The organism is Streptomyces sp. NPDC088252, from assembly GCF_044740965.1.
Taxonomy (GTDB): domain Bacteria; phylum Actinomycetota; class Actinomycetes; order Streptomycetales; family Streptomycetaceae; genus Streptomyces.
In genome coordinates this window covers 1-7,031 of sequence record NZ_JBIURS010000060.1, presented here as the reverse complement: position 1 = coordinate 7,031, position 7,031 = coordinate 1, and the positions used below count along the sequence as shown (strand labels likewise).

The 7,031-nt window shown below is 67.5% G+C and carries 9 protein-coding genes and 1 pseudogene; 9 read left to right on the top strand and 1 reads right to left on the bottom strand.

Going from position 1 to position 7,031, the window contains the following annotated elements; genetic code table 11:
* Positions 1-422 precede the first annotated feature (422 nt).
* The 8 genes and pseudogenes from ACIOHC_RS43645 to ACIOHC_RS43610 all read left to right on the top strand — a co-directional run bounded on the left by ACIOHC_RS43645 (position 423) and on the right by ACIOHC_RS43610 (position 5,746).
* Positions 423-584 carry a hypothetical protein gene (locus ACIOHC_RS43645; protein ID WP_401846996.1) on the top strand — a complete coding sequence of 54 codons (162 nt, stop codon included), beginning with the start codon at positions 423-425 and terminating at the stop codon, positions 582-584.
* 215 nt (positions 585-799) lie between these two features.
* The gene (locus ACIOHC_RS43640) at positions 800-2,731 is read left to right on the top strand and encodes a pentapeptide repeat-containing protein (protein ID WP_401846994.1); all 1,932 of its coding nucleotides are present in this window, start codon (positions 800-802) and stop codon (positions 2,729-2,731) included.
* Positions 2,732-2,751: 20 nt separating this feature from the next.
* The gene (locus ACIOHC_RS43635; RefSeq protein ID WP_401846991.1) at positions 2,752-2,898 is read left to right on the top strand and encodes a hypothetical protein; all 147 of its coding nucleotides are present in this window, start codon (positions 2,752-2,754) and stop codon (positions 2,896-2,898) included.
* 149 nt (positions 2,899-3,047) lie between these two features.
* Positions 3,048-3,464, top strand: coding sequence for a hypothetical protein (locus tag ACIOHC_RS43630; protein WP_401846988.1), 417 nt, complete (start codon positions 3,048-3,050; stop codon positions 3,462-3,464).
* 115 nt (positions 3,465-3,579) lie between these two features.
* Positions 3,580-3,987: pseudogene (locus tag ACIOHC_RS43625) on the top strand (hypothetical protein); the annotation flags it as partial.
* 294 nt (positions 3,988-4,281) lie between these two features.
* The gene (locus ACIOHC_RS43620; protein ID WP_401846986.1) at positions 4,282-4,458 is read left to right on the top strand and encodes a hypothetical protein; all 177 of its coding nucleotides are present in this window, start codon (positions 4,282-4,284) and stop codon (positions 4,456-4,458) included.
* 11 nt (positions 4,459-4,469) lie between these two features.
* A complete protein-coding gene (locus ACIOHC_RS43615; protein ID WP_401846984.1) occupies positions 4,470-5,279 on the top strand; it encodes a histone-like nucleoid-structuring protein Lsr2 in 810 nt (269 codons plus the stop codon).
* Positions 5,279-5,746 carry a hypothetical protein gene (locus tag ACIOHC_RS43610; protein ID WP_365694617.1) on the top strand — a complete coding sequence of 156 codons (468 nt, stop codon included), beginning with the start codon at positions 5,279-5,281 and terminating at the stop codon, positions 5,744-5,746. Before ACIOHC_RS43615 ends, ACIOHC_RS43610 begins: the two co-directional genes overlap by 1 nt.
* A gap of 346 nt (positions 5,747-6,092) precedes the next feature.
* Here the strand turns inward: ACIOHC_RS43610 and ACIOHC_RS43605 are convergent, their stop codons facing one another.
* Positions 6,093-6,302: a hypothetical protein gene (locus ACIOHC_RS43605; protein ID WP_351085589.1), complete on the bottom strand. Its 210-nt coding sequence runs from the start codon at positions 6,300-6,302 to the stop codon at positions 6,093-6,095.
* Positions 6,303-6,588: 286 nt separating this feature from the next.
* Between ACIOHC_RS43605 and ACIOHC_RS43600 the strand changes: the two genes are divergently transcribed.
* Complete coding sequence (locus ACIOHC_RS43600) at positions 6,589-6,828, top strand: hypothetical protein (RefSeq protein WP_401846980.1); 240 nt, start codon at positions 6,589-6,591, stop codon at positions 6,826-6,828.
* Positions 6,829-7,031: the final 203 nt, after the last annotated feature.

The following is a 7,031-nucleotide window of genomic DNA, read 5'->3' as shown; positions in this document are numbered from 1 at the left end:
GTGCCGTGACGCTCCAGGCCGGCCCCTGGACGCGGCGGCGTGCCTTGGCCCGGCGCGCGGAGCCTTTCTGTGTCCGTGCCAGTGCCCGCTGGGCTACCAGCAACGAATGATCCAACATTCTTGACCCAATTGGCTCATTCGCGACTGCATGCCGGTATGTGCGACGAATTCGGCACCCCCTCCGACCTGCGCACCAACGAAACACCTGCGAATTTTTTACAGGTTCCTGCGAGGAAATAGCAGGCGTTTCTGCAGGCCAGAGGCGCAATGCGAGTTTTCGCAGAGGCCGGAAAAGCAGTAGAGTCGGGCACCGAGCCGTACCAAATCACTCGCCTGACCCGGAATCAATTCACTGCGGGCTGCGGCTTTTCAGGACCGTCCTGAAGGCCAGCCTGCGGAACGACGCGGGAGAGGGGAACTAGATGGAGGAGAGCTCGAATGAGACGCAAGGCCGGGGCAAGCCCCGGAGTTGGGTGGGGCAGCCGATCAGGGTGGCTGTGTCCGCTGTGGTCTCGGCCGTGATTCACGAGGAGGTCAGCGATCTTCTCGACCGGTTCTCCAACGAGGACGCGTCCAGCGAGTAGCTGACGGGCACAGTTGAGTTGGGCCCGTCAACAGTGTCTCAGCCCACGCGGTGCCAGCCGCGGGCGCTTTTCACATATGGCCTAGGCCACACCGACGGTACCCCAAAGGTGCTGCCGCCACTACGTCAGCCCGTAGCCTCTGGCGCGAACTCGTGGAAGAAGCACGGTACGTCCGGGGTGCAACCGCTGGGTGGTTGATGGGTGTCCATCAGGGCATGACTGCAGCCCCTTACGAACCTGCGTGGCCGTACTGCGGCCGTGAAGCCGACCCGGCCGCCAGTAACCCGTTCGGCTGTCAGGGGCGTCGTGTCGGGCCGCATACCGCCTGCCTCGTCCACCTTACGGACAACGAACGCGATACCTACCTTGCTGGTCTGGTACCGGGCAGCGACCTTGACCACCGAGGCACCGAGTTTAACGAATGCCTTTTGGGCCAGCTTCTCAGCGCAGTCCGCGACCCGCACACTCAGTACCCCATAATTGGCAATGCCCAGTTCGAATCGGCCACCTTCAACTGCAACGCCCGATTCGACTCGGCTACCTTCAACGGCAGAGCTTGGTTCTACGCAGCTACCTTCAACGGCGACGTCGAGTTCGGCTTTGCCACCTTCAAAGGCCCCGCCTGGTTCCACTCGGCCGCCTTTGAAGGCGATACCTCATTCATCTCGGCCACCTTTGAAGGCCACACCCGGTTCTCCTCAGCCACCTTCGCCCGCGACGCCCGGTTCGACTCGACCACCTTCAAAAGCGTCGTCTGGTTCCGCGCGGCTACCTTCACGCGCGACGCCTGGTTTTACGCAGCCGCCTTCAACGAGAAGGCCCGATTCGATTCAGTCAACTTCAACGGCGACGCCCAATTCGGTTCTGCTGCCTTCAACGGCGACGCCCAGTTCGACTCGGCTACTTTCACCTGTGATGCAGTCTTTGAAGCAGCTACCTTCGCCAAGCTGGGCAACTTCGCGTGGGCGAACTTCGGCGCATTCACCCGCTTCGGGTCAGCTGCCTTCCACCGTGATGCGATGTTCGGCTCAGCCGTCTTCCAGCAGGCTACTAGGCTGGGCCCGCTGACCTGCGCGGCATCACTGATCCTGTCGTTTGCGTCATTCGAGAGCCCCATCACAATCGAGGCCTCCGCGCGACAGGTCCTCTGCCGCCGCAGTCGCTGGTCTTCCACAGCCAGCCTAAGACTGCGCTATGCCGAAGTTGGCCTCACTGATGCTGTCTTCGAGTACCCGCTCGGCATCGCGGCCCACGCTGCTCCCTTCGCCTTGCATGGAGGCGGAGAACTGGAAGAGAGCCTCCTTGCTGGCTCTTCGTCCGCCGTGCGCATGCTGTCTCTCAGGGGCGTAGACGCGGCGCATCTGGCCCTTACCGATATCGATCTGTCCCAGTGCCTACTTACTGGGGCTATCCACTTGGATCAGTTGCGCCTCGAAGGACGTGTGCTCTTCGCCCCGGTGCCGACTGGCATTCATCGCCGTGGGTGGCGGCTGGTGCGGTTCGGTCCCCGACGCACCCTGGCCGAGGAGCAGCACTGGCGTGCAGCCCAGCCCTTCGCGGTCCCGGGCTGGGATCCTGCACCAGCAGATACCTCTGTCGTGGGGCCGGCGCGTCTCGCGCCGGTGTACCGCTCCCTCCGGAAAGCGTTCGAGGACGGGAAGAACGAGCCGGGTGCGGCGGACTTCTACTACGGCGAGATGGAGATGCGCCGCGCCGACGAGGAGACACCCCGCGCGGAACGGTGGCTGCTCGCCGCGTACTGGGCTCTGTCCGGGTACGGGCTACGCGCCACCCGCGCCCTGGGCTGGTTGACTGCGGCCATGGCCGTCACGATCGGCGTGATGATGCTGTGGGGTCTGCCCGCCCACACCCCCGACCCGCAGTCCACCGGCACCCTGACCGGCCAACACATCACCTTCACCACCGAGACACCTGACCCGGTCAACCCGACAGGCCCGCTCCGTGAACGTGTCTCGACGGACCGGTTCGAGAAAAGCCTGCGTGTCGTCGTCAACAGCGTCATCTTCCGCAGCAGTGGACAAGACCTCACCACCACCGGCACCTACACCGAAATGGCCTCCCGCCTTGCCGAACCCGCCCTTCTCGGCCTTGCCGCCCTTGCCATCCGCGGCCGCGTCAAGCGGTGAGGCCCGGCACGTCCTGGCAGATGCTGTTGAGCACCACCGTCAGAGGCGGGACCACATTGCACCTGGGCTACACCCGCGTCGACGTCCCCCACCCGTTCGGGGCGGTCCTGCGCCTGCCGGAACCGTTCAACCTGGGCCTGGACACCAGCGGCCTGTGGCCCGCCTGACCTTCCGCACTTGCCCGCGGAACAACGGTCGAAGGCGGTCCTCGCCCGTGCGGGCGAGGACCGCCTTCGCGGGGCGATGTGTCTCAAGAGACAGGCGGTGCGGCCTCCGCGTAGGCGGCATCGACGTTCGTATCTTTGAAGGGGGCATCATGGAGCAGACGGTCTTCGAGTCCATCAAGTACTCAGCTGGATGCCAGGACTGCGGCGCGGAAATGGAGTGCTGGGGCGTTCAGGCTCTTGTCAACGACTCCTTGCGTTGGGACACGGAGTCCAGGTGCTCGGCCTGCGGCTTCGAGGTGGCTGCATGCGGTGGTGACCTGCCTGCTGAGCTGCGAATTCGTCTGCTCTCCGAGCATGGATCAGTAAGGCTCCAACTGGATCCGACGGCAGGTAATGCCGCGATCATGCGGGTTCTGAGAGCCGAACTCGGTATTGATCTGGCTGACGTCAGATCCATGCTGAACGAGGTCACGGCCGGAGGCTACTCAGGCACGATGCCCGAGATGGAGTTCCTAGCGCGCAAGTTGCAGGCGTCTGGGATCGGGGCTGTTGCCGTCCGGCCGTGAGTTCTGACCCGGCTGCCAGGCTTGATGCCAGCCGGAGACGGTGAGTCCGCATGCACCACACCTGTTGCAGACGCTACATTCCATACCTAGGCCACTGAGCTGCAAGAACTTCGCCGTGGAGCCGTCCAGAGTGCGGCAACCCCCGGAGAAGTGGCCCATCCTCGCCGGTGCCAAGACGGTGGAGAACCGGCCCGCGCGGTGGCGGACCGGCTGGGTGCTGCTGCACACGAGCAAGACCATCGACCAGCCCGCCCTGCGCGTCCCGCTGATCGGCCGCACGATCCACGACCGTGAGCTGGTCACCGGCGCGGTCGTGGGCATCGCCCGGATCACCGACTGCCACCAGGACCCCGAAGGATCGCCGCCCTGCTCGGGATGGGCGCACCCCGACGCGTGGCACCTGGTGCTCGCGGACGTCCAGGAGCTGCCCCTGCCCGTCCCCGCACGCGGGCAGGTCGTGCCCTGGAAGCCGACACCGGACCTGGTGGCGCAGGTGTTCCAGCAGCTGCCCGACTTCCGGCCGTGCCCCGCACCGGAGGCAAAAAGCCGCCGTTGGAGCCGGGCCTGGTTCCGGCTCCCGGCGGTCTCCTCGACTGGCGCGACAGCCAGCACTTCGACCACTGGCAGGACCTCCCCTGCGCGCTGTGCGAGCAGCCCACGCCGATGCGCTCCCACTCCAAGGAGCCCGTCCACAAGGCCTGCGCCGAGGACTGGATCGCCGCGAACCCGGTTGAGGCCCGCCTCGGCCGGTTCGCCTCCGACGCCCAGCCCAAACGCCGACGCGACGCACGCCTGACTCCTCCACCGGGAGGCCTCCATGAGCAGCAACCCAAAGCACGACGTCGACCACCTCGCCTACCCCGAGCCGCCCGCTTCCCCGCTCTGGCACCGCCGCGGTGCACCGAAGCCCCGGCCGCTCACCCCCGACCAGCAGCAGCGCAACCGCGAGCTCCTGGTCCTCGCCCAGCGCAAGCCCCGCACCACCGCCGCGTAGAGGAGCCGGCCGTGTTCACCGACATGAAAGAGGCCCTCGAAGCCAAGGCCCTCGAACTCACCGCGATCGACAGCGGCCAGAGCACCGCCGCCTCCCTGGTGGTCGCCCACCAGGCCCGCGACAAGGACGACCTCACCGACCTGCTGGGCGCGCTCGGTCTGCCCTGCGGCAAGGACGACCTCGTACGCCTGCTTCCGCACCTCACCGCCCCCGACACCCCGACGACCGGAGACCCGATGCCCGCCAACGCCTTCACCGCCACCGCCGCCTCCATGCTGAACAACGGCGACAGCCCCGAGTACGTCCGCGAGACACTCGGACTGTCGGAGAGCGAACTGGCCGAAGCCCTCCAGTACACCGACCAGGACGCCCCCACCCCGGACACCGACGCCCCGCGGACGGCTGACTCCGCGTCCGACGGTGCGATGGACAGTGACGGGATCGAGGCCCTGCTCTCCTGGGCGAAGGACCACCCGGCCGCCGTCATCCGCAACAAGGCCGCCCGAATTCGCAGCGACCTCTCCGAGCTGACCGCGCGGCGCAAGGCCGACGGCGCTCAGCGCGAGGCCGAACAGCGCGTCGCCAAGCTGAAGGCGGAACTGGAGCAGACACAGGAGACGCTGCGCGCGGTGGAGGCCGGCGGCCGTCCCACGGCTCCCGCGCCGACCGGCACCAAGCGCAGCAAGGAGCAACTGGGCGCGATCCGGACGTGGGCGCGCGCCAACGGTCACCAGGTCGCCGACAAGGGCAACCCGGCCAAGGCCGTCCTGGACGCGTACGACGCCGCCCACCGCACCACCAACCTGGCGGCGGCGAGCTGATGGACACCAAGCCCCTCACGGTCGACGGCTTCCTCTACACCGTCCCCACCCCCGGCACCCGGCCGGGAACCGCCCAGTTCGAGCTGATCTCCTCCCCCACCGACGACCCCGCCGACACGGTGTTCTCCTGCACGACCGAAGAGCCCCGCATCGCGTACGCGCTGCTCACCGAGATACAGCCCGGCGATCTGCTGCACGTCTCCGAAACCCTGGTCCGGCCCGGCGTCACCAGCGAGGCCGCGCAGTTCACTGTCGATGCCCTGGACGTCCTGGCCGCCGCACCGGCGCGGGCGTTGCGGGAGATGGTCCTCGACCGGTACAGCGACTACGTCGTGGTGTTCGACGCCGACACCGACGCCGTGCCCGTCTTCACCGCGCAAGGGCAGTGGGTTGGTCTGGCGGACAACCCCGACACCATCGCCGCCCTGATCGACACTCACGAGCGTGTGAACGGCAGTGATGCCTGATGGCCACCGCCGTCTCGCCCTCCAGCACCGTCCTGGAGCGGTTCCCAGCCGGCCACCCCCGCTGCTCCTGGCCCGCTGACGAATACGCCGCCGCACCAGCGTGGCAAGGGCCGCGGCGCCCGCGGCGTGATGGACCTCGACCTCGGCAGTGCCGCCCCGGCCCTGTCCGCGCACGAGGCCATGGCGATCTCGATGCACAACAACGGCGACAGCGAGCAGGCCATCCGCAGGGCCACCGGCCTGAGCAAGACCGAGCTCAGCGATCTCATCGCCGGCCGGGTCCTCGGATTGCCCCGCTCGCGCGGGAGCGCCCCGCGGCGCGTGGCTGCGGGGCGCCTTGTGGGGTTTAGTCGACCGGCTCCCCGTTGTGCGTACCGCCCTTGCAGGGGTTGCCCGGCTCATTGATCGCTGGCGTTCCGCCGCCCTGCCTGCACTCAGAAGGGCTGACGACGGATGGGGCACCCTGTGCGGTGGCGGCGGTGGCGGCGCCTGTGAGGCCGAGTGCGGCGAGGGCTGCCGTGGCGATGGCGGCGGCGAGGATTCGTCGAATGCGCATTTGGTTCCCCTTTCACGGATTGCCTCGGTGGGGCACTAGCCAGCTTGAGCTTCGCCCATGTGGGTGGCACATCATGTTGCGCCATTCAGGTGGCCTGGCTGTCGGGAGCGGGGCCGCTGCCCCGGCCCGCCCAAGGCCTTCGCGGCCGACTGGGAAGGCGGGACGGACGGCGGAGCGATGGCAGCTCTGGGGGTGGGGACGGTCTGCATGACGCGACCCGTCAGACACGCTCTAGGACGGACCTCATCGATGTGAGATCGAAGAGCTGTCAGCCCGAGAACGGCCTGTGCCTGCGCCCAGTTCAGCTGGGATCGGCAGCCGGAAGCGCCCGACCCGGCACGCCTCCCAGGACGCCGACCGCCTCACCGCCGCGCTGGACGGGCGGGAAAGCGTCGTCGTGCCCGGCTTCACGGTCACCGCGCGGTCAGCACCGTTCGACGTCAGCGACCACGAGCGGTTCAACGACCCGTACGAGGCCGACGCCGTCGCACCCCTGGCCGCCGCCGTCGAAGAGGTGAGCACGTGACCACCACGGCTCGACGCCGTCTCGATCAGTACCGTGCAGAGCGATGCAGGGCGTGCCGCCCGTGACCCGGGTGACCTGACATCCGAAGGCCCGGCTCTCCCTGCGATCCTTGGGTTCTAGGGGTCTTCGCAACACCGCCTGGTTTTAGGTGGTGAGTAGATCACGTAGACGCTCGGCTGGGGTATCCCAGTCGAGCGTCTTGC